Genomic DNA, 23,548 nt, shown 5'->3' on the forward strand with positions numbered 1-23,548 from the left:
TTCCTCAAATAAGTATACTAATTTAAATCTTATTTCTCACTATTCATAACTGTCTCATAGTCAACACTAATGAATAATATATTGCTACCCCTTATAAGTACCCTACCATATTTTGCTACTGGTTCAGAAGTGCCTTCTCTAATTTCAGTACAATCTCTTAATACTAAATTCATAGTTCCGTCAGTTTGTTCTAGTTTTCCAATGTACTCTGAGCCATCTTTAAGTTTTACCAGCACGATCCTATTTATTGCCGTTCTTAAACTCTTCAACGGATTTTCTACTTTTGCTTGCACAATAACATCCCTCTATTTTCTAATTTAAATTTTATCTTGTAAGCTTTAACTTGCTTGCATATATGCATTATTGTTTATTAAAGTTAGCAATTAGAAGCTAATATTTATGGAGCTAGTAATCGATGATCCAGAGAAAATCTACGAAATTTCTAAGGCGTTATCTACAATGACTAGAATAAATATACTGCAACTAGTTTCAATAATGCCAATGAGCATATCAGAGCTCACTGAAAAACTTAATATGAGTAAGGGAAACATAAGCTCACATATTTCTGAACTTGAAAATCTAGGTCTAGTTGAAGTCGAGTATCAGAATGGAATAAAAGGAATAAAAAAGATTATAAAAGCTAAATATGATAAAATTGTAATAGTTTTAAAGACTAGCAACAGCCCTAATGAACCCTAAATATATAGGAGATGGATTTGTTGGTCTGCTCTTGAATTCTGGATGAGCTTGAGTGGCCACAAAGAACTTATTAGAAGGTAGCTCTATAATTTCGACCAAGCCGTTTTCACTAATACCAGAAACTACTAATCCTGCATCTTCTAGTAAATCGACATATTTAGGATTCACTTCATATCTATGTCTATGCCTTTCATATACAACCTTTTTACCATATAATTGATAGGCAATTGTTCCTTCTTTTATTATAATCTTTTGTGATCCTAATCTCATAGTCCCCCCAAGTTGAGTTACATTTTTTTGTTCATCCAGTAAAGTAATAACTGGATCCTTAGTATTTGGATTAATTTCAGTCGAATTAGCATCATTGAGACCTAAAACATTCCTAGCGAATTCTACAATAGATAATTGAAAACCAAAGCATATACCCAAGAACGGTACATTATGTTCTCTAGCATATTTAATAGCCTTAATCTTACCTTCAGCTCCTCTACTTCCAAATCCAGGCAAAACTATGATTCCATTTACATTCCCTAATACCTCATCTAAATTCTTGGAATCCTTTTCCAAATCAGTTGATTCTATCCATATAAGATTAGGCCTTACTCCTAAGTAAGCTGAAGCGTGATAAATCGCTTCCTTGATACTTATGTAACTATCCTTTAGCTTTGTGTACTTTCCAACTAGTGCAATATTAATGGTCTTTTTACTATTTATTCCTTTTATGTTATTAACGAAGCTTATCCAATCTGTCAAATCTACTTGCCTATCCTCTAATTTAAGCCTAGTAAGTATCTTAGAAACTAATTTCTGGTTTTCTAGGATAATGGGTACTTCGTAGGATGTTTCTACATCATAGCTAGAGACTATATGATCTACCTTAACGTTAGTGAACAGAGCAATTTTGCGCCTAGTTTCATCATCTAAGGCTAATGTAGCTCTGCCAACAATAAAATCTGGTTGTATTCCAATTCTTCTTAATTCTTGCACACTATGCTGCAATGGTTTAGTTTTCAGTTCTCCAGTTACAGATAAATATTCTACTAAAGCTATATGCACAAAAACAACATTATCTTCGCCTTCTTCTAGTTTGAGTTGTCTAGCTGCTTCTAGAAATGGTAGACTTTCTATGTCGCCTACAGTGCCACCTATTTCCACTAAGGTAATCTCGGCGTTATTTATCTTACTTGCATATCTTATCATATCCTTTATCTGATCAGTAACGTGGGGGATAATTTGAACGGTTTGACCTAGATATTTGCCTTCTCTTTCCTTCTTTATAACCTCAAAATATACCTTACCTGCTGTTATATTATTATACTTTGTCATATTAATATCCATAAATCTCTCATAATGACCTAAATCTAAATCTGTCTCTGCACCGTCCTCAGTTACAAATACTTCACCATGCATATAAGGATTCATTGTACCCGCATCAACATTAATATATGGATCTACTTTTACTGCAGTTACATTATATCCTCTTCTTTTAAGTAGCATACCAATAGAGGCAACTAACGTACCTTTACCAACACTTGATAAAACTCCACCTGTAACGATTATGTACTTGTTGGACACTAATATCCACAGTAATTTGCATTCACTGCTATAAAATAAAAAGTCACTGTCAATTACTTTAAGTACTTTTAAAGCACATATTTACCTTAAATGAGAGAGGTACTACTTGAAAAACTTCGTACTGAAAAATTTTTACAGATAGCCCTAGATTTTATAGATATCAATAATGCAATAAAAGTAGTTAATGAAGTTAAAGATCTAGAAAATGAAATCATTGAAATAGGAACACCATTACTAAAATCATTCGGGATAGAAGGAATAAGAAAAATAAAATCAATAGTTCCAGATAAAATAATTGTGGCTGATACTAAAACTGCAGATGCAGGAGACGTTGAAGTTGAAATAGCTAAACTAGGCGGAGCTAACATAATGACAGTTTTAGGAATAATGGACGATTCCACTATTCATTCAGCGGTAATAAAGGCTAGAGAATTAGATATACTAGTCCAAGCTGATTTAATCAACGTTAAAAACGTATATGAAAGAGCAAAAGAGCTTAAGCAATTAGGAGTAGATATCATAGGTTTCCATGTAGGTTTGGATGTACAAAAGAGTAGAGGCATAAGTGTAGCAGATTTAAAGAGTGAAATCAGAAAGGTATCTGAGCTAGACTTATTAATATCAATAGCTGGAGGCTTAAATAAAGATAGAATTTTAGAACTCATAGATCTACCGGTAAGCATATATGTAGTAGGAGGAGCCATAACTCGAAGTAAGGAACCTAAGAACGTATCTAAAGAGATAGTTAACATATTAAAGGGGAGATAATAAGTATATATGGGGGTTTAAATTTGTCACAACCAGGACAACAAAAGTCTAAAGACGTAAAGATGGTATCTAAACAAGTTATAAGTACCAATATAATAAATGAGGATAAAAGAAAATTACAGTTATTATATATAATAAGACAAATAGGTAAATTGACTGAAAAATCTATAATAATGTTGCTATATGAATTGAAGCAGAAAGGTGTTGATATAGGATATCAATTCAATGTAATAGGAAACAATGTATTTAGTTTAATGGCAAAAGAGGATTTAACTTCGCTCTTATATCTAGGGCTAATAGAAAATGATCCAGTATCTAAGAAAATAGGTATCTCGAACAATGGTATAGAAATATTAGATAAAACTCAAATAGAAGAGGACTTCAAAAATAAAGTAGCTCAAGCTCTAAACGAAATAAAAACAAAAATACTCGCATATGATGAGGAGTATAACCTAAAGATAAAAAATGAGATGAAATTAAGAAGGAGATAATTAAAAATTTTTAAATCGTAGATAATGGACCTCTTCTTTCTCTTTCTGGATGTTCTTCAGTTATTGGTCTAGTCCATATTAATGGATCCAATTTGCCTTCTTTGCTCATTTTCGAGATCATTTCTCTAAATTGGCTCGTATGTCTAATATCTAACTCTAATAATCTCTGAAGCAACTCCCAACTGGTATTCTTTACATCCTCCAACATTTCTCTAGGCATATGTTTTATAACCATTGGATCTTGTAACCATTGATCAAAGGCCTTTAACGTTCTCATCATATGCTGAAATGCAGTTCTAGACGCTAATATCAAGTCTAATCTATCCATATCCTCAGTTTTCTCCTTTTTCTCCATATCTTTTAAAGTACTCAATAAATTCTTCTGCAATTTTATCCATTCATCTAAATTTCCTATAAATGAACTTTCCATCACTTACACCATATTATACACTCACCAAACAAATTAATAAGCTCATTTTAAACGAAAAGGAACACCGTTACTTAGTATGGTCTTCGGAATCTTGTCTTTATGTTTCTCCAAAAATTTGATATCCTCTTCTTCTTTTCTCAGTTTATCTGGTAACATTCTTGGAATTTCATCAATTATTGGATACCATCTATTACAAGATTCACAATAAAGCACCCCTTCTACTATTTCGTTTCTAATACACTCCTCACAAGGAGGCAGAGAGTTTAAATCCTTAATAAAGGCGGATTTATATGCACAATATAATTCGCACAACGGTTTTTTATCTTCTTGACTTAATTTTCTGTCTATTTCCTTTTCTGAGAAAACAAAAAGTTTTAATGGAAAATGTTTGCACATAGGGCACGCGAGTAAATCCATTAACCTATATTTCACGCTAACTCACTCACCAACTTTTCTAACTCTTTAGCTAATTCTTTTGATTTATTCTCATCTTTTGCCTCGACTAATATTCTTATTATTGGCTCTGTACCACTCTTCCTAACTAGGAGCCAGAAATCGTTGCTAATAATCTTAACACCATCTATTGTAACTATATTCCCGTACTTTCCGTACTTATCTATTATTTCGTCATAAATCTTATTTATATTACTCTTTTCCGTAATTCTTACTTTTGTTTTCACTAAATAATAAACAGGGAGTCTATTAAATAGTTCAGTAGAGTTTTCATTCTCAGATGCCATCATTTCCAGCATTAAAGCGAATGACATTGCACCGTCTCTTACTGCTTGATGAGGAGGATACATAAATCCACCATTTTCCTCAAATCCCGCTACTCCTTTTTCCTTAAATAGCGTATGTGCAATGTCTACACTACCTACCTTAGTCCACTTAACCTCTATATTGTACTGTTTTAGATATTCTTCAACTAAGCTAGAGCTAGAAACTGCAGTAAATATACGCTTAGGTAGATTTGGAGCTTTTATCGAAGCCCAATATGACAATAAAGTACCGCTTCTATCACCCCATTGAACTCTCCCCATGGAGTCTATGAAAATTGCCCTATCCGCGTCACCATCATGAGCTACTGCCAAATCCACGCCTAGTTGTTTAGCAACTTTTGCAGTCTCACTAAGACTCTCAAATGTGGGTTCTGGTGTTCTAGCTGAAAATAGAGGATCTAAATTCCCATTGATAGTAAAAACTTTACATCCCAACTCCCTCGCAACAATTGGTGTTGCCAATGTACCTACACTATTAGCAGGGTCTATGAGAACCTTATACTTTTTACTCCTAATTTTATCAGCATCAACATGAGAGAGTATCCCTTGCACGTAAGTTTCAATAACTTTATCTTCTCTTTTTACATCATTTACTAAACCATTCCATTCCACTACATGAAATTTATTATTAAAGTATATATCTTCTATTTTATCCTCGTCTTCCCTAGCTATCTCAATACCATGTGGAGAAAGGACTTTGATACCATTATATTCAGCTGGATTATGACTAGCGGTTATTATAATACCACCGTCATATCCTAAAGTTTTCACACCGTACTGGAAAGCTGGAGTAGGAGCCATCCCAGCTTCATAGACCAATACGCCACTACTTAACAATCCACTCTCAACGGCTTTAAGTAACATATCTCCTCCAGCTCTTACATCCCTGCCTATTAGAATTCTAGCACCTTTACCGAAATATGTTCCTATAGCTTTTCCTAATTTTAACGCAAATTCTGGTTGCAATTCAGTATTAGTAACTCCTCTTATTCCATCCGTCCCAAATAACTTACCCATATACTACTATATAATTCCATGAAATATAAAAATAAGCCTAGATAAGTCAATATAGTTAATGGAAGGGCTCGGGCCGGGATTTGAACCCGGGACTTCCGGGTCCACAGTACTCAGATATATAACAAAAACGGATGCTAATTGTTATATAACAACGATATCCCGAACTGAATTCAGATAACTAAATTAGAAAATGTTTAAGATGAAGTAACGGCTAGCGTTTCAAAACGTTAAACTCCCCAGTTTACCACCATTCATTATATTCTGAAAACACCTTAATAAGATACATAATCATGACACCTAGTACCGATAATATCAGCCCCCAGACAAACCCATTGATAAAGTTTAACCCAGTTATTAAGCTTATTAAAACCATGCCTATGAAGAAAGAACCTAAGAAGAATTTTGCAGGGCTTTCTATTTCTCCTTTTTCCGTTATAACTATAGTCATGGATAGGAATCCTATAAACCAACCTATGAAGAAAAAGATTCCTATTGAATTTAAGATTGATTCGAACGGATACGGTAGATTTAGGGCACTGTAAGCTGGTTGGAATATGACATACGGTACTCCAAAAAACATATACGCTAACCCTAGTGCTACAATTCCTAAAAAAATTGAGAAAAATTGAACTAAGACCCCATCTATGAGGTCTGAGTCCCATGAGGATAAGTCCAAGTCCATTTTATCACCTACATTAAGTTAAGCTCCTCCAAAATCTTCGTTTTGATACAATATTTCCTATATTTCTTTCCAGCTATATGCCCCCACCCCCTGGAAATCTTGCCTTCTTTCGCTAACTTACTTAAATATACCTTTAACTCTTCCTTCTTTATCTTAGTATACTGCTCTAACTCCTCAATACTACAGCAGTGCTTCTTACTCAAAACTAGTAGGATTTTCGTTTCATTTGTAATTTTACCAACGTAACCCACATGTTAATTTTTCGTAAGTAGGGTTAAAAAGTCTTTAACTACCTTAAAGCGCTAAAAGAATTAGTTTTCTAACTCATACCCCGCAGGGTTAAAATTTCTTTAACCTTATTTTCATTATCGCATTACCTTGCTCTCACAGCTAAAAAATGCGGGATCCAGGCAGGATTAATTACCTTGAATTTTTACTAGGTAAACTGGGGAGTTTTTACAATTTTTCTAACGAGAGTAGAAAGCTTGGATCCAAAGATAAGTGCTTATACTGCTTACTTAACAATTTTCCAAAATTCAATAAGAGAATTAGATTAGCATATCGTTTTAATAACCTCTTTGCGGAGTTTATACATATGAAGACTGGTAAGGATGGAGAATATTATTATGCGGAGTTAAGTAAAGATGAAGTAATTAAGCTTAAGGAGATTGTGGAAAAGAAAGCTAAGGAGAGAACTAACGTCCGTAAACCTTCTTATGAGACCCGATCTCCCAAATGAAAACTATACAATTTTTCGGATCAACGCTATAAAGTATCCTTATATCTCCAGTTACTTCTATGGAGAACATTGAATTGCCATGCTTATCCTTTCCTAACTTTTCCCTGGAATATTTGAAGGGATTATCTAGCAATAATAAAACCTTATCTAAGATAAGCATAACTAACTTATCACTTGCAAAACTATCTAGAAGGTAATCAGCTAACTCATCAAGGTTACTTATCCTCTTACTGAACATTATCCTTAATTTCCATTCCTTACAAACCACATTAAAAGATTTAGGAAACGGATTTAAAAATTTTCTCTTTTCGTATATTAGCTTAAATATAAGCTAAATACTAAGCTAATATATAAGCAAAAATATTAAGCAACCCTAGACCGGAGAGCGTAGAGCTTGGGGTTGAATTTTTTGCGGTAAACTGGGGAGTTAATTCAATAAGAGGTTTTTAAATAAATTTATAATATTATGAGTAAGAAAACTCTTCTCATCATTTCTTTTATTTTAACAAGTATTATGATAACTATTTCTGCAATAATTACGCACACTTATATTTGTGTTATACAAATTTGCCTAATTATAAAGATGCTTAATTCAATTCGAATAAATTATCATATTTCAGTTTATTATAACGAATGCATAGTGTACTTATGTTGCATTATATCACTCCTCAGCTGTATTTATTGTACATTATTAGCTAATAATACAAAATTAGATGAGATTAAGAAATTAGAAGAAAGAATTTTTGTAAAGTAAGCTAGGGAGTTTATTCAGTTTTTGCATGGCGTAAGTTTAACGTTAGGATCCAACCTCATTCTTTGCTCAATTTTTCAAAATTCAATGAGAGTAATCAGCATATCCTTTTTTAATGCCTAGTAGCAAATATACACATATGAGAATTGAAGATAAGGATGAAAAGGGAGAAGGTTACTTAGTAATTGAAAGTAAGGAGGACTTAGAAGAGTTTAGGAAGATGTTGATTGAGGCTTATTATGAGCTTAATCCCGACTGTAAACGTCCTTGTGAGACCCGATCTCCCAAATGAAAACTATACAGTTTTTTGAGTCCACACTGTAAAGTATCCTTATATCTCCAGTTACTTCTATGGAAAACATTGGATTACCGTATACATCTTTTCCTAATTTCTCTCTGGAGTATTTAACAGGATTTTCTTTTAACAATTCAAGTTTATCGACAATTAACATGAGATATTCCAAATTGGAAAATTCTCTGGCAACAAATCTAGCCAAATCTCTAGCTTCCTTAACTTTCTTCATCATGAACTTCAATTCCCACTTCTCACAAACCACATTAAAAGATATAGAAAACTTATTTAAAAATTTTTCTCTTTTCGTATATTATCCCATTAGGAATAATAGTTGTAATAATGATAGTAATGAATGCCGTGAATTGATGCTAAGAGCATGAATATCCCAGCCAGCGTTGCTAGTCCGTTAGCGAAGGGATCGTTATATCTGAAGTGAGCTAATGCATATCTCCTCCACTTCCCTCCTTTTTTCACGTATACCCCTGCCTCAGTGAACATATCTAAGAACATGTGGGAAGGACTAACCAAGACTGAAGTCATAGCCAACCACCACAAGTAGTACCCTAAAAAGTAACCCAACAGCAGAAAAGGTATTGAAGGTAGTAATCCCCATACCACTCGGTAGACCCAAAATCATATTACAAATATAAATTCAACATTAAACCTCATATTTTTTCTTAATAAATAAAAGAATATATTTTATTATACTCATAATCAAGAGCATTAAGAATAATGTATTAAATAATCAATGTAAATAAAACAGATTCTATCATATACATCTTTATCATTTTCTAATATTATAATAATATTCCTCAGTTAATTGTGTGGAAATATAAAAAATCTAATATGGTACTTGGAAATTTATAAAAATTATCATATAATTATCTAACTAATTACATTAAATCGTTACGAACTACTAATAATGAATAAAAATTATTTTTACTAATTAGATTTTGGGTCTACCGACCAGGAAGGACCACATTCTTGGCATAACTGTAAAAAACAACTACCTTATCGTGGCATATGATAACGGAGACACCTCTAAGATCCAGATCCTCTCCTGAAACCCTCCACGTGTTCCGGGAGTATGTAGTAGGTCGCCTTCCTCTTGTCTGGGTCCTTAACTTTCACTACTTTCTTTTCCCTGAACAGCTTGGATAGCGCAAAGCTGAACACAGCTACGGCGTCCTCTTTACTCTCCTCGTAAAACTTCGCCAACCTCTCATCGTAACCAAAAACTAACTCCTGCAACTTGTTCCTCCTTATGGGCTTAACGTAGTTCTTCACGTATTCATCGATTATCTTCGGTACCACTCGTTTTATGTGGATATGTATTGGTTCGTTTTCATCCTCTACCGTAAGGTACAACACGTTCTCATCCTTCTTAATACGCTTCGACTTTTCTCTACTTTTCTTCATGTCACTGGATTTGCTTTCATTATTTCTGTTGTTTATTGATCCGTATGGATTAGTGCTAGTGTTTATCGGGCTGTCTTGATTTATATCATTACTATTTGGAGTATATTGATCTGAAGACATACCTCTTCAAATATATCAGTATTTAAAAACCCCCATCCATACATATGCGTTCTATCAGACAAGAAACAGTAGGTATGTTATAATATCGATACGATTTCATACGATACAGATTTATTATAAGCATAATATTAGCGAAAGATAGGCGTAAAATAAGCGTTAAATAAGTGAAGCCTAAGCGTTGATGCGTACGGATTTCATCTCTATACCCCCTTCTCTAATTTTTTTCAAACTTCTTAAACAAATTTCTATACCCCAAATTTCGGGCCCCTGCCCGCCCCTTTTCTAGCTTTCTTTTACTGCTTTAACTATCAAACTCTTTTTTACTACTCTCTTCTTCTCTTTCTTTGCTTCTTTCTAACTTTTGCAGCTTTGCTATTCTCTCTGCTTTTCTAACTAACACTTCTTTTCTACTTTTGATGCTTTGCTTTCTGCTTTTACTCTTAATCTGCAGCTTTGCTCACTTTACTAATTCTCTCTGCTTCTGCTTTGCTTATAACAAACACTTCTACTACTCTTTTTTGCTCTGCAAATCTTACTATTCTCTCTTCTTCTCTTTTTGCTAAATCTACACTGCTTATTACTTACTCTCTTTCTGCTTCTACTATTCTTCTAAAGCAGCTTTTCATTCTCTTTTTTGCTTCTTACTAAGCAGCTCTCTTCTTTTAGCCCAAGGTACTAATACTAAATATTCTAACTAACTCTTCTAACCATTTTACATAGTCTAGCTATTATAACCTGCCTTCTAACCTAGGATCCTATAGCCTTACTATTCTTTCTCTACATCATAAATAATAGTACATAAACACTACAAAAATACAACTGCGCTAATCCTTATTACTCCTCTCTTTAGTCTCTACTCTTCTCTTTTTTAAGAATTTACATAGAACATTTTTCATTAGAGTTCTACTTTTGACTATAAAATTAGTATAAGGGGTGCTTACGGGGAAAAGGCGGATATAAGCAAGGCTTTGAAAGTATTGATAAGGTCACTTACTGAAGACCAGCTCAAGGTAATTAAAGGGTTGAAGGTAGAGGGTAAGGAAGTTGAGGTAAGCAGTGAAGTTATTGAGGAGATGAAGAAGAAAGGGATAAATGAGGAGGATATTCCGAAAATAGTTAGGGTAGCTATCGATAGTGACCTTCTTCTGGAAAGGCCTCCAGAGTTGTTAGAGCTTCTGGGGCTACTGGGTATAGTTGTGTAAGAAAATATGTAAGCAGAAGGTTAAAAGTCTTCATCAAGACTCACCTGGAACCTTGAAGCGTGGAGTTGTTTGAGATGATATGAGTAATGCCTTATCACCGACATGGGCCTGAACTTCCAACGCGAATTACTTTCATGGATCGAAACGTAGAGATAGACCTCCAAGGAGCGAAGAGAGGGAAAGTAACCTCCGAGCTCCTCCTCGAACCTAGCCAGGGTCGAGTTGAAACTCTCCGACGTGTTATTAGTGTAGAGGTAGTGTCTAATCTCCCTGGGGAAGTTGAGAAAGGAACAATACTTGTCAGCAGCGTCAAGAAGCCTCTTGGCTCGGGCTGGAGAAAAGGGTTGGACAAGTTGGCTGAGGGACAATATAGCCTTCCTTCCCTCCTCCACGTTCCTGGAGGACTTTAGATCCCTAACTCTAATCATTAGTTCCTCCTTCTCCTTGTCTGGGAGGACCCTCATGAGGTTCCTAACCATGTGTGTTATACAGAGCTGGTGTTGAGAGGAGGGAAAGAGCGTGGACACGACGCGATCGAGTCCAGAGAAGTCATCGCTCACGATTACGTCAACCCTGCTGACTCCCCTGCTTACGAGTCCGCTCAAGAAGGACTTCCAACCGTCCAAGTCCTCCCTATCCCTAACTTCGTAGTCCAAGACGAACTTATTCCCTTCTAAGTCAACTCCTATGGCAATGTAAATGGCTCTCTCCATGATCGACTCGCTGATTCTGACCTTTACGATCTTCACATCGATGTAAAGGGCTAGGAGATCGTGAGGTAGTTCGCGGCTCTTGTATTCCTTGAGTTTGTTGGATATTCTCTCGGCAACCCGATTCATTACGATCTCACTATACGGTATTCCCTTGGCTGCTAACACGGCCTTGACTTGACTTGGAGTCATGCCTGATAGAACGAGCTGCTGGAGGAAGTCCTCGTAATCTGGGCTGGTCCTCTCGTACTTCTCCGGAAGGATCTTAGGTCTGAAGCCACCCTTTCTGGTTCTCGGTACTCTGAGTCTTAAGAGAGTGTCCAGAATGCAAATAATTCAATAAATATAATGTGATAGAAAAACAATATTATAACTAGTTGAGAATAGAAGTCAATTATATCTTTCAATATGAGGGAAGATTAATATTTTATTGTAATATAAAATAACTTATAGTTGAGAAAAAATGAATTTCAAACATACCCCATATTATTCTAGTTAACCCTAGCCTAGGGTTAACTAGAGAGTTTGACAAATTCCTCTTGCGGAACTTTTGCTAACACGGAAGTGTAAATCAAGGAATTGTAAATTATTCCAATAACGTAAACAAAAACCTCAACCATATCCTTGTTAATAGCGTAAGGTCTCCAATACCTCTTCAAGAAAATACCAAAGAATTCAACATAACGTCTAAAACTAGAAAAACCAATTATCCAAGTTGAGGGCATTCCCAAGAAACCCCTATCAACAACCTTATAACCACTCATACCAAAACCAACCTTATTATCGGGAAAGTTTGCAAACTCAACTTGAATTGCGTGAAGAATCATGGTTGGGGAAATAGCATATAAAACCTTGAAGCCGAAGAAACTCCTACCCCTCTTCTTCGCAAACTCACCCTTAAATCTACGATGAATCTTAGCCCTCATATAGTAGTAAATTAAGTTTGCTGCTTCCCTAAACTTTCCTTGTCTCAAGTTGAGTTCTAGCTTTTTCTTTAATGTCTCCTTGTTTCTCTTTCCGAAGGGTACTTCGATTATGTTGGAATCTATTGCCCAGAGTTTGTTAACTTTGCCGTATAAGGCACTACTTGGCAAGTAGTTTTCTAGTTTGCTTAGCTTTTCCTCAAGTTCTTTTGCGTATTCCTTGAATGCTTTCTTTATTTCTCCCCTAAGTTTCTTTGCCCTTCTGTGGTTTTCGGATTTTGACTTGCGTTCTCCTAGAAACCATCTTACTACAATGTCCGTGTAATAGTATGCTTCTACATCTCTGTAGGAGCATTGCCATATCATCATGACGATGAGTACTCTAAGTATGTATAGGTCTAGTGATGATAGTGCTTTTGAGGTGATTAGTATGTAGTGCATTTTCAAAAGAGTTTTATGCCTTGATGATAGTTTATCATAGGGGACCGGGAGATTGTAGTATTCTATCCAAGGTTTCATATCTCCCAATCCTTGTACTACGTCTTCCCGGTCCCCTTTAAGTATTACTCAAGATTTTACTCCAAGTGAAAATTCAAAATTTCTCAAGAGTTTATGCTTTCTTTTGAGTTATTATCTATAAACTTATACATAGATTTATTGAATTATTTACACTTGGGATGCTCTCTTAATACTCCGTCTCCGGTTCCCAGATATCTGAAGTAGGTCCCGTTCTTGTGGTCGTCCTCAACTTCTAGGTAGGCTTCCCTCTCTTCCATCATGGCCTCTTGCAAGATTATCTCCTCTATTTCCCTTAGGCTAACTCCTTCTTTGATTGCCTTTCTTATCTTTTCTCTTATTTCTTCCATTACCTTCATGGTATTACTCTCCCTTATGGTATTACCCCTTCCGGGGTTATTTTTACTTTTTGTCATTATTTTTCACCTTTTGCTACCACAACTATAACTGGTAGCCCCGAGCTTCTAAAGAAGAAGATGACCAGGGAGGAAGTTATTGATTTTTATAAGAAATACGGATATACGGAGAAGGCAGTAAATAAGATGGTTGATAAGGCTATAGAGAAGGGTGATGTTGAAGAGGTTATTGAGTTTGTAAAGGATAAAGACGTTGGAGGAAAGGCTGGTGAAATACTTAGGGTAATTAAGGATCACGGAAAAATAGGTAGGAAGGAATTAAGAGAGATGATAGGAGAAGAAGGTTTAAGCGGTTTATTAAATTACCTAAAGAAAGAGGGAACAATTAAGATTTATCTTAACAAGGGGTTCAAAGGGGGCGGAAGACTCCATCCGTAAGGGTGGAGATGGATAGGCTCCACATGCTTTGCCTCTAACATGGCTAGGCGATAGCTTGAAGAGCCGAAGGAGTCCACAAGAGGAAGAAACAGTGACGTTAGGTTAAAATGATAAAAAAAGTAAGTAGCAATTTCTTATTAATAATGAATAGTAGCATTAACTGGAAAAACGTATGCATCAAGACTAGGTAACCACAAGTATTATTGCATATGTAGAGAAAGTAGATCACTCTAATTTATGCACTATATCCTTAACTTATGATTAATATACCTACTGACTTTCGAATATTGTATGTACAAACTCGTTTAATGTGCTTCTATATTTTTCATAAATTTTAGGAAATATTCTATACACCTTAATATTTTCATTATAAGTAATTTTATTCTCTCTAATCAATTTATCTATTTCACTTTTGTTTAATATATAATATTCTGATGTCATAGGATTAGTAATTCGCAAAATTATAAAATAATCAAAACCATCTAGTTCATGTAAGATTGCAGTTTTATTATCTAATACCATTCCTTGAATAACTACTTTTACTTATTACCAGCTTTTGTATTATTATAATATAAGCTATAATACATAGAATAATATAATTTAAAAATAATAAAGTTCTACTCCTTAGAGCTATAATCTTTTTCTTATCCTACGTAAAATAGAGCCTGCGATGAAAGACGACTAGTGAAATAGAATGGCCAATAGTGCTAACTTAAAGTACGCTGACTGCAACAGTAATATTTACCATTTTTCCCATAAATGGACTAATACTTCAAGTAAGTTTTTGTCTCATTATTTCCATTTATACTGTCAAAATGAATAAGAACTTTATGAGACTATTAATATACACTATTTCTAAAAGCTACTAAGTTATAATTCATTTTAGTTTGTGCAACCCATGATGACTTTCTTTCCCTTAAATAATTTTAGGTGGTAAATATAAATAGTCACTCTTAGTTTCTATTAGATTTAGTATCCATTTCAGGTTTACAGGGTAAAATTTTGTTACGTCAACGCCAACATTAATTGTCTTTATTTTAGAGTTAATGAATGGGTACTTTCTCAGTCTGTTATTATGCACATGACCATGGATTAGCCACGCATTATAAGAATTCAAATTAGTTGGATAGTGTGAGAGTATGAATTTATAATTGTTTAGTTGTAGTTCTAATTGCTTTACTCCTATCGCTGGAGGATCATGATTACCTTGTATAAAGATCTTTTTCCCATTTAGGAAATTAACGTAATTTTTAAAATCTCTTCTAGCAAAATCCCCTACTATATAAACTATATCGTCATTAGATATCATCTCATTCCACTTATTTTTTATGTGTTCGTTCATTGTAGTAACGTCTACGAAAGGCCTTGCAGAATATTTAATTATATTTTTATGTCCAAAGTGTGTGTCAGCTATGAACCATATTTTATCTAAACTTTTAGGATTTACTTCTATTTTTAGGTACTTTTCCCTATATTTCTCATATGTTTTCTCTAGTTCAACTAATGATAAGGCCTCTGCTCTATTGAGAATTTTCTTATTTAATATATCGTACTCATAGACTATTTTACCCGTATTTACGAGTGTTATCCTTAATACCTTAGCTTCATACAAAAAACGAGATAAAATTTGGAGCATTTCTTTATTGTTTGAAATATTTTTTACTACTTTACATGATAAATGAAAAGAAATGCCAGCATGAAACCAGAAGTTCTCGTTATAGAATTTAGCGTCAGACCTTTCTTTTATATAATTTTTTAGGCTCTTATAAAGGTCTTCCCTAAATTGAAGAAGTTCATTATTAGGCCTTATACCTAAGGCTATCGTATATCCTTCTTTCCCATTTTTTATCTCGTATTTATCGTAATAAAATTCTAAATTGCCATATCTATTAGATACTTCTTTAATAACTTCCATTATTTTAAGCGGAGCTACTAATGGTCGGAAATTATATACGAGAGTAATATGAGGTACTCTATGTACTTTCAAATAACTTATAGATCTAATCTTTCGCATTATTTGTTTTAATTTATATTTCTCTAGAATTGGTCTTATTTCTATGATATAGCTATTTCTCATTATATTTTTATATTTCTCCTATTATTATAGTCTTTTTCATAATAGCTGCAACGGGGGCTAAAAGGGAGTTAAATCTAGTGTTAGTAATGGGAGCTGTTGGGCTGAGTGTGCTAAGGACCTTAAAAAGGGAGATAAGGAAGCTAATTAGCAAGAAGCCCAAGAACCTAAACGAGACAAAAGCTAGGGCAATACTACTACACTCGGAACGAATGAAAATTAGCGAAATAGCAAAAATACTACAAGTTCACAAGAGCACAGTATATAGATGGATCAACGAATTCGAAAAGGAGGGAGAAAAATGCCTATTCCACAAGCAAAGAGAAGGAAGAAAAAAGAAGGTAAACGAGAGGGAAATAAAGGTAGAAGAAATACAAGGAAAAACCATATGGAAAGCAAAAACATAGAGGAGAAGTTCAACGTAAAAATAAGTTACAGCTTGGAGAATAGCGAGAAAAAGACTGAAAATTCCCTACATAAAACCCTACAAGATCGACAAGCCAATAGATGCCGACTTAGGGAGAGGTTGAAGGGCGTTATTAAGAAGGGCGTAAAAGTGTTTTTCATGGACGAGTCTGGTATTCGTCATGATCCCTCTAGGGTTAGGAGGTTGGGTTTGTATGTTGTTAGGGTTGATTATCCAAGTGTTAAGGTTAATATTCTAGCTTGTATTCCCTTGTTTGATGGTAAGCCTTGTTTTATGCTCACAATGTTGATTCTAGGGTTTTCGCTAATTTTCTTTACTTGCTTAGGGTTAGGAATTCTGGTAATGTCGTGTTGATTCTTGATAATGCTAAGTTTCACAAGTCTTCTTATGTTTTCGCTACTGCTTCTAGGCTTAACATTACTTTGCTTTTCTTGCCTCCCTATTCTCCGGATTTAAACCCAATTGAGTTGGTTTGGAAGGATTTGAAGCGTTGGGTTAATACTTATTATTACTCGTGTTATGCTCTAGAATTGAGGATGAGTTCTATTATTTGGTTTCTAAGGGTAATTATACTAGGTATTGGATTAATAAGTTTCGTGACGTGCTTGGGGATCTTGAGGAAGGTATAAGTATGGGAAAATTTTTCTCATATTTGATTTATTATCTGTTAACAAGTTTTATCAAGTTTTATCTCACAATAATACAAGCTTTTCTCAATGTTTTTCTATATTTTGTATTGAGAGAAGTTAAAAGCCTGTTGCAACTATTATGAAAAAGACTATATAACTCTTACTGTAGGGCTCATTTGGCTAGGTTGGCTAGGGACACTAGGGCTGTCAATAGGAGTCAGAGAATGGTTGATTATAGTCTTGCCTTACTTAATGTCATGTATCCAGTAATTTATTCAAGGGAGAAGACTCCCTTGAACGAGGCTTACTTGAGAGGAGTGCAGAATATTAGAGAAAATCTGATATAATTTTACTATTCAATATCGAATAAGATGACTGCATGAGAACACTCCCCTACCTCTACTCCTTTGTGTAAAGCCTCAAAGAACTTTTCTGAGAATTTCTTATCAGTTCTCTCATTAGGATAAAAACATTTAGCATCGTCTCTCATTACCAATACTAATAACTTAGCGTTGTATCCTTTTTCCTTAAGTTTTATTAATTCTTCTAGATGTCTTCTCCCCCTTTCAGTTGGAGCGTCTGGAAACATTGCCACACCGTTTTCCACAAGACTGCATCCCTTAACTTCAATGAAAGTGTTTCCGTCTTGAAAGTCAATTCTACTGTTCCCTACTTTAACCTCAGCTTTGGCGTTAGGTAGGAATTTCCTTGTAATATCATTATGAATACTTGAATCAACAATTACCCACAAACCGTTCCATGCTGCAGTAACTTGATAAGAAGTTTTCCTCTTATTACCGTCTACTTCTCTAACTAAAATCTTGTTCCCTGGATAAATTAACTCCTTCAATCTGCCTGGATCATGATGATGGCAAAGTTTTCCTGATTGAGTTGAAACCATAAATCTGTTTAATCTTTCTTTAACTGTCTCTTCCTCTAATTTGGGAAATTGATAGACTATCATAGTAGTGTGATGTTTTTATTTTAAAATAAGTCTTTATATTATCCTTTTGATTTTATATTTTTAATGAGTAAAGGATTTTTATGAAATTATTATACTTCCTTACACTCTAGAAGCCAAGGAAACGACTTACTATGATTGATGCAGATTATTAACCAATTATGGAACCATGCACTTTAAGGTCTAAGAAAGTATGACAACTATAAATAGCTCACTCTTTATCTGAGGAATAGTATACTAACAGTAGAAATTATTGCCCTTTACTATTCCTAGATCTAAGATTTTCTATTATTTCTCTTTGATATTCCCTGAATTTTCGTAGAATTTTATCGTCAGTGGTTCCAAGAGACTTTTCCAAGACTAATAAGAATTTTTCACTAATAGTATCTGGTGTATCGTTGGGTTCTATTAACTCCTTAAGAAGACTTAATGCTAACTTTATACTAGCAGTCGAAATATTATATTCATACTGCGATTTTTTCTGCTTATCTGAACAGCCGAACTTCTCTCTTAGGTATTTAACTTCACTGATAATTACCTCCTTAAATGGAATAGTAGAATCGTTCAAGAACATTTTTACATCTTCAGTACCACACGTATAATCTAAATGAAAAATTAGAAATCTTCTCGTTAGAGCCTCACCAATTGGAAATAAATTATTAGAGTCAATTAAATTCATAGTTCCCACGAACCTTATTTTCTTCAGGACTTCGTCTTTTTTATCTCCTAGTCTTTTTAGATTGGCAAGAAATTCCTTGGCTTCATTATCAATTTCGCTAAACTTCTCTATTTCTTTCTCTATCTCCTCTAAGATCTTTTTCCCTACAGAACTACTACCTACGTCGGACATTAAAGTTAGGATTTCACCAAAGGCCTTATCCACGTCTGCTCTATTTATCTCATCTATTATAACGTAATAATTCCCATTATTAATCTTCACAGCGCTATTATATGCTCTTATAAGTAAACCGCTATTCCATATAATACTTCCTTTCTCCATACTTTCACCACCAATTAAGTCCCTTCTGAACCAAAGAGAGTTTGCTGTAGTGACTTCGTAACAATTGGTATTTTCTCCAGTTAGTTTATCTATAACACTTACTGCCAAACTGGTTTTGCCAGTACCTGGAGGGCCTACTAAGAGAACATTATAGATCTTAAGACTAGCTCCTAGCATTTTAAAGAATTCTTCAACGTTGGGAACTTCAACGTAAAATCTATTTGTCAAACTCATTACATCGGAAATATTTCCTTTACCACAATCAATTTCGATGTTGGAAACCTCAACCCTATTACTATCATCTCTTTGTAGAGATCCAGTAAATAAGGAGTCCCATTTCTCTAAGAATTCGTCTTTATCTCTTCCATCTTCATACATGAGATAACCTAGTACTTTTTTACCATTTATCAAGCTATCCTTCTTTTCAATCCAATAGGAAGTTATTCTGCCATTACGTTCTACTATATTATTTTTTACAAATTCTAACGGTAAAACATAAGCTTTAGGAGAATCCGTATCAGCGTACGTTACTGCTATTAAAAAGTCACATAAAACATAGTTAGGAATAGCGCCTATTGGATTTCTGCCCTTGACACCAGAAACACGAATATAGACTTTACTTCCATTCGGCTTCTGTAATACTAAATGAGGTTTACAACTTAATAATTTCTGATCATCTTTAGGTGGTTTAAAATCTTCGGGTATTTGTGATATTTTATACCCTGAATATTTTGAATTTATCAGTTCATTAATTTTACTTAAAGTATATTTCATGGCTCTTTCATGAACTTCTTTCTTTGGATCACTATTTTTCATGTATATTACTAAAGAATCTTAAATTTATATATTCTCTTCATTCTCATCTGGTCGACATTATAATTTAAATTTTCTAAGATATTTGTTATGTTGATATTCTTAGCATAGTTTATTACCATTGTAATCCCAAATAAAGTAAATGAAAGACTATAGACTAACTGTTAGAGACTTACAATTAATTAAAAAGGTAGGAAAATATTACTTACAATATATACGTGTTATAGATATGGATACTCTTTTAAAGAAAATGAAAAGGAATTCAGAGTATGAGAACACAATAGCATTACGAAATGCACTAAACGGAATTTATTATTACGTTCTTTACATACTTACAATAGACGTAGTTAAGTCTGCGAAAGAGGCTTATAAAGATAAACTCGTGAGAAAAGAATTTAGCAATGAATTTGCGTCAGAAATCCATGGAGCATTAGATATCCCTAGATCTTTAATGACTTATCCTTCAAAGATATATTCATATTATACGTATCAAAGAGGAGCAGACTCTTCAACATTCGCAGTTTTAGGGGCACTCCTAAGGGAAATATACAGAAATATATTTAAATTAAAAAACGAATTAGAGAAATATTATGAAGAATCTCACGTTATTAATTACTTTCAATTAAATGATTTTAATGATTACGTTAATTTGCTATATGAATATAAGGATAGATTCAGAAAAGGTAAGATTAGAGCGCCTATAGAAAAAGATCCATCATGGTTAAAGCGTGCTTTTAAGATATATATTACATTGGAAAAAATGATAGGAAATGAAATATCTTTAGGAAACGAAAACTCTATACTCCCTAAAGATAAGGATATAATAAAAATGTTATTATGGAAACTTTATGAACTTTACGTATTTTACTTATTAATTAAGTATTTCGAGAAAAAAGGGTACAAAGTTAAGGTATCTAAAAAAGATAAGTTTGACGTAGTTATGGAAAAAGATGGAAAAAAGAAATTTATAACACTGAATTCATCACTTGATTTTTCCTCACTATTTAGCATAGATAACTCTCAAAAAATAGAGGATTTTATGGGAAGACCAGATATCGCTTTAATTAACGAAAAGAAAATTATATTCGAATGTAAATATTCAACGTCGGCTTCTTACATTTCACAAGGAAGGTTCAAGGTTATGGCCTATATGTATGAATACGATCCTAATATAGCTATTCTTATTTATCCTGGAATTGAGAGGATAAATAAATTGAATTCTGATAATATATTGAGTGAGAAAATAGATGAGAGTATAAGAAACAAAGAGAAAGATAAAAAGTATGTAAAGCTCATATTTAAGTCTAGAAATAATAAACCTAGACAAATGTATATAGTAACTATTGATCCATTAACGGAAGAAAATAAACAGGTCATGGAAAGCATAATGAATGAAATATTCGTTTAATATTTTTAACTATAAGCTAATATGGAATTATCGCTTAATGGCCTCTATACTAATGTCGAGAAAGGCTGGTATGATTTTACAGTTTTTGTTAGTACTCTCAGAAAGTTCTTAGCCAAAGAGTACAAATGAGAGATAATAATTACAAAGACTTAATGGAACTATCAGTACTGAACAATCTTTACAGTTAGCATTAAAGGCGACGCTCCTTGAGAATAAGGGTAATTATCCTTTTACTCATGAAATTGATGAACTAATAAGTTCTTTAAAAAATATGAAACCTGAACTGGTTGAATTAGAAAATAAGAATAAAGAATTGATAGCATTGTTAAAACTATCCTATACAGGGTCAAGATACTTTCCTAGTTCTTACGATAAAGATACTGCTAATAAGTTAATTAGTTTGGTAAAACAATTTTTAGAGGTAATAGACTTATGGCAGAAAGAATAGAGTATTTTAATAATTGGAGAAAATACGCTTATGAGATCTGTGCTTCGCTAAAGAAGGTCTTACAAGATGTAATGGTAGTAGTCTTCGGTAGCGTAGTTAGCGGGAATTATGTGCCTTCTTTAAGTGATATAGATATTCTAATTGTAAGTGATAAGGTTGGCGATATTTTATGGCAGGCTAAGATAAACCTTTACATATTATCTGAACTTAAGAGTGATATAACTCCTTTTGAATTTCATTATTCAAATTGGAAGGATTATGAGGAATTCTATAAGGAATTTTTCAATCCTAGGGTTGAAATTAGATGCTAATTTGTGAAATTCTTCAGTTTTTCTCAATAGAAACGTATAGCTAACTTTTAACTCAACAGAAGATTTAGAATCTATTTTACTTCTAGCTTAAGGCCTAAAAAATTCAATCAACAAGACAGATGTTAATTAAAAAATTACATATGTTCTTGTTTCTTTCTCATAGTCTATATGATCTCGTGGACCTACTCCTTCAATTCTTATATTATAGCCTCCAAATTTAGACGTTGAACGCTTTGTGTTAATCGATATCCGTGCTGCCCGTGCAAATACATATACCGAATATGTAATATAAGGATTCAAATACTCAATTAGCTCATAAGCAGAAATTATCTCCTCTTTATCGTTTTTAGCCTCTATTACTAAAAACTGTTTACCTAATGCTTCAATAGATACTAACCTTATTATAGTGAAGACATGGTGCATTTTAGCACTCAAATCTAGAAAGTATTTATATGCTGGTATTTCCGTAAATTCGTTATTTATGAATTTATTGCGAACTTCTACTACTTTGTCCAAGAAATCATCTTTGTCTGAATTAAGAGTACTAACATATGTGCAATTCGGTGCTAATTTTTCACATGGACACAATGCAATTATAGGCACTCTATACTATGGATAAAAACTGCATATATATTTGTTTCCTAAAAATTTATGCTTAAAATGCTAATATTTTTATGACTATTATCCCAAATCATTTATAGAATTAATTTATATTTTTCATGACTTTAAAGAGCTAGGGAATTTCCTTCAAGAAGTCCACTGTTAATCATCTAATAAGGTAATCCAATCTCTTTACAATCAAATTCTAAAACCTCTTAGCGTTTTTAGATCATTAAAATTAACGTAAAAATGGAGTATTATCTAATCCGCCAACTGCTTGAGTGCTATATCATTAATATAAAAACATCATTTTCTTAGCTACGTTGTGGATCGCTTCAGAATTATACAAAAATTTTTAAGTAATTATGCAGAGTATTACCCATGAAAAAGAAGAACACTAGGGATTGGAGTACGATGAGAACGTGGTAACTAGATACAAGCTAATGTTCCCCTTCTACGTCTTCGAACACTGGTGGGAATTACTCCAGGAAGAGAACAGGTATGCTAAGACCAAGTACAAGGCACCAAAGGAGTTCAACGACTTCCTAGCATTCCTACACTTATTCTTACCTTACAGAGCAATAGAAGGAGTACTAAGCACACTAGCAGAAATGAAGATAATACCGACAAGCCTAGATTATTCAACAATATGGGAAAGGGTAAGAAACATGAATATTAATTTCCCTGAAGCGAGTGACGAACTTGAAGTAATAGCTGATGGTACTGGAATAAGCACAACAAGAGGAGGACAGTAGTAGCAAAGTGGGGCAAAAGGAGGGATTCAAAATTCCTTAAGATTGAAGTAGTTATGGAGAAAGACGAGTTCAAGATAGTAAGCGCTGAGGTGACGAGTAATGAGGCCGAATCTGCTTCAAATACTGTAAAGGACTTGAAGGAAAAGGGTAAGGAAGTTAAGAGGTTCTAGGTAAGGCTTATGATGGCTAGATTTATAATCTTGGTGTTATTG

24 protein-coding genes and 5 pseudogenes are annotated in these 23,548 nt (G+C 33.7%); 11 read left to right on the forward strand and 18 right to left on the reverse strand.

The features are described 5' to 3' along the window. Positions 1-29 precede the first annotated feature (29 nt). Positions 30-293 carry a U6 snRNA-associated Sm-like protein LSm6 gene (locus tag YN1551_RS04180; RefSeq protein WP_009990440.1) on the reverse strand — a complete coding sequence of 88 codons (264 nt, stop codon included), beginning with the start codon at positions 291-293 and terminating at the stop codon, positions 30-32. A 106-nt stretch (positions 294-399) separates the two neighbouring features. Between YN1551_RS04180 and YN1551_RS04185 the strand changes: the two genes are divergently transcribed. Then, positions 400-699, forward strand: coding sequence for an ArsR/SmtB family transcription factor (locus YN1551_RS04185; protein ID WP_012711905.1), 300 nt, complete (start codon positions 400-402; stop codon positions 697-699). Here the strand turns inward: YN1551_RS04185 and YN1551_RS04190 are convergent. Next, positions 667-2,274 carry a CTP synthase gene (locus YN1551_RS04190; RefSeq protein WP_012717248.1) on the reverse strand — a complete coding sequence of 536 codons (1,608 nt, stop codon included), beginning with the start codon at positions 2,272-2,274 and terminating at the stop codon, positions 667-669. The genes YN1551_RS04185 and YN1551_RS04190 overlap by 33 nt on opposite strands. Before the next feature lie 90 nt (positions 2,275-2,364). Here YN1551_RS04190 and YN1551_RS04195 point away from each other — a divergent pair, with 90 nt between their 5' ends. Further along, positions 2,365-3,042 (forward strand): orotidine 5'-phosphate decarboxylase / HUMPS family protein, encoded by a 678-nt coding sequence (locus YN1551_RS04195; RefSeq protein WP_012717249.1) that lies wholly within the window; start codon positions 2,365-2,367, stop codon positions 3,040-3,042. Between the two features lie 23 nt (positions 3,043-3,065). Next, complete coding sequence (locus tag YN1551_RS04200; RefSeq protein WP_012716459.1) at positions 3,066-3,533, forward strand: DUF1411 domain-containing protein; 468 nt, start codon at positions 3,066-3,068, stop codon at positions 3,531-3,533. A 10-nt stretch (positions 3,534-3,543) separates the two neighbouring features. Here the strand turns inward: YN1551_RS04200 and YN1551_RS04205 are convergent, their stop codons facing one another. From YN1551_RS04205 to YN1551_RS04245, 9 genes are all read right to left on the reverse strand, one after another. Continuing rightward, the gene (locus tag YN1551_RS04205; protein WP_012711901.1) at positions 3,544-3,963 is read right to left on the reverse strand and encodes a DUF2153 domain-containing protein; all 420 of its coding nucleotides are present in this window, start codon (positions 3,961-3,963) and stop codon (positions 3,544-3,546) included. 42 nt (positions 3,964-4,005) lie between these two features. Next, positions 4,006-4,395 carry a Trm112 family protein gene (locus tag YN1551_RS04210; protein WP_012711900.1) on the reverse strand — a complete coding sequence of 130 codons (390 nt, stop codon included), beginning with the start codon at positions 4,393-4,395 and terminating at the stop codon, positions 4,006-4,008. Further along, positions 4,392-5,759 carry a phosphoglucosamine mutase gene (gene glmM / locus YN1551_RS04215; RefSeq protein WP_012714087.1) on the reverse strand — a complete coding sequence of 456 codons (1,368 nt, stop codon included), beginning with the start codon at positions 5,757-5,759 and terminating at the stop codon, positions 4,392-4,394. The genes YN1551_RS04210 and glmM overlap by 4 nt, the downstream gene beginning before the upstream one ends. A gap of 241 nt (positions 5,760-6,000) precedes the next feature. Further along, positions 6,001-6,441, reverse strand: a complete 441-nt coding sequence (locus YN1551_RS04220; RefSeq protein WP_012717250.1) for a hypothetical protein — start codon at positions 6,439-6,441, stop codon at positions 6,001-6,003. An 8-nt stretch (positions 6,442-6,449) separates the two neighbouring features. Then, positions 6,450-6,692, reverse strand: coding sequence for a transcriptional regulator (locus YN1551_RS04225; protein WP_012717251.1), 243 nt, complete (start codon positions 6,690-6,692; stop codon positions 6,450-6,452). 444 nt (positions 6,693-7,136) lie between these two features. Further along, the gene (locus YN1551_RS04230) at positions 7,137-7,448 is read right to left on the reverse strand and encodes a type II toxin-antitoxin system RelE family toxin (protein WP_012717253.1); all 312 of its coding nucleotides are present in this window, start codon (positions 7,446-7,448) and stop codon (positions 7,137-7,139) included. A gap of 728 nt (positions 7,449-8,176) precedes the next feature. Continuing rightward, a complete protein-coding gene (locus tag YN1551_RS04235; RefSeq protein WP_012717256.1) occupies positions 8,177-8,458 on the reverse strand; it encodes a type II toxin-antitoxin system RelE family toxin in 282 nt (93 codons plus the stop codon). 86 nt (positions 8,459-8,544) lie between these two features. After that, positions 8,545-8,844 carry a hypothetical protein gene (locus YN1551_RS16995; protein ID WP_052292738.1) on the reverse strand — a complete coding sequence of 100 codons (300 nt, stop codon included), beginning with the start codon at positions 8,842-8,844 and terminating at the stop codon, positions 8,545-8,547. A gap of 423 nt (positions 8,845-9,267) precedes the next feature. Then, on the reverse strand, positions 9,268-9,765 hold the full coding sequence (locus YN1551_RS04245; protein WP_012716451.1) for a hypothetical protein: 498 nt from the start codon (positions 9,763-9,765) through the stop codon (positions 9,268-9,270). 968 nt (positions 9,766-10,733) lie between these two features. On the opposite strand from YN1551_RS04245, the gene YN1551_RS17000 reads away from it, so the two are divergent. After that, complete coding sequence (locus YN1551_RS17000) at positions 10,734-10,967, forward strand: hypothetical protein (protein ID WP_048052286.1); 234 nt, start codon at positions 10,734-10,736, stop codon at positions 10,965-10,967. Between the two features lie 20 nt (positions 10,968-10,987). On the opposite strand, the pseudogene YN1551_RS04255 reads toward YN1551_RS17000, so the two are convergent. The 3 genes and pseudogenes from YN1551_RS04255 to YN1551_RS04265 form a co-directional block, all read right to left on the reverse strand. Further along, positions 10,988-11,998, reverse strand: a pseudogene (locus YN1551_RS04255) (IS256-like element ISC1332 family transposase); the annotation flags it as partial. 191 nt (positions 11,999-12,189) lie between these two features. Continuing rightward, a complete protein-coding gene (locus tag YN1551_RS04260) occupies positions 12,190-13,119 on the reverse strand; it encodes a transposase (protein ID WP_012715708.1) in 930 nt (309 codons plus the stop codon). A 164-nt stretch (positions 13,120-13,283) separates the two neighbouring features. Further along, a pseudogene (locus YN1551_RS04265) lies at positions 13,284-13,532 on the reverse strand (IS256 family transposase); the annotation flags it as partial. A 60-nt stretch (positions 13,533-13,592) separates the two neighbouring features. On the opposite strand from YN1551_RS04265, the gene YN1551_RS04270 reads away from it, so the two are divergent. After that, on the forward strand, positions 13,593-13,910 hold the full coding sequence (locus YN1551_RS04270; RefSeq protein WP_012717258.1) for a hypothetical protein: 318 nt from the start codon (positions 13,593-13,595) through the stop codon (positions 13,908-13,910). A gap of 916 nt (positions 13,911-14,826) precedes the next feature. Here YN1551_RS04270 and YN1551_RS04280 read toward each other — a convergent pair. Further along, a complete protein-coding gene (locus YN1551_RS04280; RefSeq protein WP_012716448.1) occupies positions 14,827-15,987 on the reverse strand; it encodes a 2'-5' RNA ligase family protein in 1,161 nt (386 codons plus the stop codon). 101 nt (positions 15,988-16,088) lie between these two features. Between YN1551_RS04280 and YN1551_RS15765 the strand changes: the two are divergent. Next, positions 16,089-16,968, forward strand: a pseudogene (locus YN1551_RS15765) (IS630 family transposase); the annotation flags it as partial. A 224-nt stretch (positions 16,969-17,192) separates the two neighbouring features. Continuing rightward, positions 17,193-17,387 (forward strand): annotated as a pseudogene (locus YN1551_RS04300) (IS1 family transposase); the annotation flags it as partial. A 5-nt stretch (positions 17,388-17,392) separates the two neighbouring features. Here YN1551_RS04300 and sfsA read toward each other — a convergent pair. Then, positions 17,393-18,004 carry a DNA/RNA nuclease SfsA gene (sfsA, locus tag YN1551_RS04305; RefSeq protein WP_012717261.1) on the reverse strand — a complete coding sequence of 204 codons (612 nt, stop codon included), beginning with the start codon at positions 18,002-18,004 and terminating at the stop codon, positions 17,393-17,395. 247 nt (positions 18,005-18,251) lie between these two features. Further along, positions 18,252-19,817, reverse strand: a complete 1,566-nt coding sequence (locus YN1551_RS04310; RefSeq protein WP_012717262.1) for an AAA family ATPase — start codon at positions 19,815-19,817, stop codon at positions 18,252-18,254. A 139-nt stretch (positions 19,818-19,956) separates the two neighbouring features. On the opposite strand from YN1551_RS04310, the gene YN1551_RS04315 reads away from it, so the two are divergent. The 3 genes from YN1551_RS04315 to YN1551_RS04320 all read left to right on the forward strand — a co-directional run bounded on the left by YN1551_RS04315 (position 19,957) and on the right by YN1551_RS04320 (position 21,981). After that, the gene (locus tag YN1551_RS04315; protein ID WP_012717264.1) at positions 19,957-21,222 is read left to right on the forward strand and encodes a hypothetical protein; all 1,266 of its coding nucleotides are present in this window, start codon (positions 19,957-19,959) and stop codon (positions 21,220-21,222) included. Positions 21,223-21,382: 160 nt separating this feature from the next. Continuing rightward, a complete protein-coding gene (locus tag YN1551_RS15770; protein ID WP_080513567.1) occupies positions 21,383-21,670 on the forward strand; it encodes a HEPN domain-containing protein in 288 nt (95 codons plus the stop codon). Then, positions 21,655-21,981, forward strand: coding sequence for a nucleotidyltransferase domain-containing protein (locus tag YN1551_RS04320; protein WP_012717265.1), 327 nt, complete (start codon positions 21,655-21,657; stop codon positions 21,979-21,981). The genes YN1551_RS15770 and YN1551_RS04320 overlap by 16 nt, the downstream gene beginning before the upstream one ends. A gap of 126 nt (positions 21,982-22,107) precedes the next feature. Here the strand turns inward: YN1551_RS04320 and YN1551_RS04325 are convergent, their stop codons facing one another. After that, the gene (locus YN1551_RS04325; protein ID WP_012717266.1) at positions 22,108-22,584 is read right to left on the reverse strand and encodes a hypothetical protein; all 477 of its coding nucleotides are present in this window, start codon (positions 22,582-22,584) and stop codon (positions 22,108-22,110) included. 401 nt (positions 22,585-22,985) lie between these two features. Between YN1551_RS04325 and YN1551_RS15500 the strand changes: the two are divergent. After that, positions 22,986-23,503 (forward strand): annotated as a pseudogene (locus YN1551_RS15500) (transposase); the annotation flags it as partial. Between the last annotated feature and the right edge of the window lie 45 nt (positions 23,504-23,548).

The sequence above is a fragment of the Sulfolobus islandicus Y.N.15.51 genome, from assembly GCF_000022485.1.
Classification (GTDB): domain Archaea; phylum Thermoproteota; class Thermoprotei_A; order Sulfolobales; family Sulfolobaceae; genus Saccharolobus; species Saccharolobus islandicus.

Coding starts and splice junctions, on each gene's coding strand:
- YN1551_RS04185 (WP_012711905.1), top strand. CDS start 400: ATGGAGCTAGTAATCGATGATCCAGAGAAAATCTACGAAATTTCTAAG.
- YN1551_RS04195 (WP_012717249.1), top strand. CDS start 2,365: ATGAGAGAGGTACTACTTGAAAAACTTCGTACTGAAAAATTTTTACAG.
- YN1551_RS04205 (WP_012711901.1), bottom strand. CDS start 3,963: ATGGAAAGTTCATTTATAGGAAATTTAGATGAATGGATAAAATTGCAG.
- glmM (WP_012714087.1), bottom strand. CDS start 5,759: ATGGGTAAGTTATTTGGGACGGATGGAATAAGAGGAGTTACTAATACT.
- YN1551_RS04220 (WP_012717250.1), bottom strand. CDS start 6,441: ATGGACTTGGACTTATCCTCATGGGACTCAGACCTCATAGATGGGGTC.
- YN1551_RS04235 (WP_012717256.1), bottom strand. CDS start 8,458: ATGATGAAGAAAGTTAAGGAAGCTAGAGATTTGGCTAGATTTGTTGCC.
- YN1551_RS04245 (WP_012716451.1), bottom strand. CDS start 9,765: ATGTCTTCAGATCAATATACTCCAAATAGTAATGATATAAATCAAGAC.
- YN1551_RS04260 (WP_012715708.1), bottom strand. CDS start 13,119: ATGAAACCTTGGATAGAATACTACAATCTCCCGGTCCCCTATGATAAA.
- YN1551_RS04270 (WP_012717258.1), top strand. CDS start 13,593: ATGACCAGGGAGGAAGTTATTGATTTTTATAAGAAATACGGATATACG.
- YN1551_RS04280 (WP_012716448.1), bottom strand. CDS start 15,987: ATGAGAAATAGCTATATCATAGAAATAAGACCAATTCTAGAGAAATAT.
- sfsA (WP_012717261.1), bottom strand. CDS start 18,004: ATGATAGTCTATCAATTTCCCAAATTAGAGGAAGAGACAGTTAAAGAA.
- YN1551_RS04310 (WP_012717262.1), bottom strand. CDS start 19,817: ATGAAAAATAGTGATCCAAAGAAAGAAGTTCATGAAAGAGCCATGAAA.
- YN1551_RS04315 (WP_012717264.1), top strand. CDS start 19,957: ATGAAAGACTATAGACTAACTGTTAGAGACTTACAATTAATTAAAAAG.
- YN1551_RS04320 (WP_012717265.1), top strand. CDS start 21,655: ATGGCAGAAAGAATAGAGTATTTTAATAATTGGAGAAAATACGCTTAT.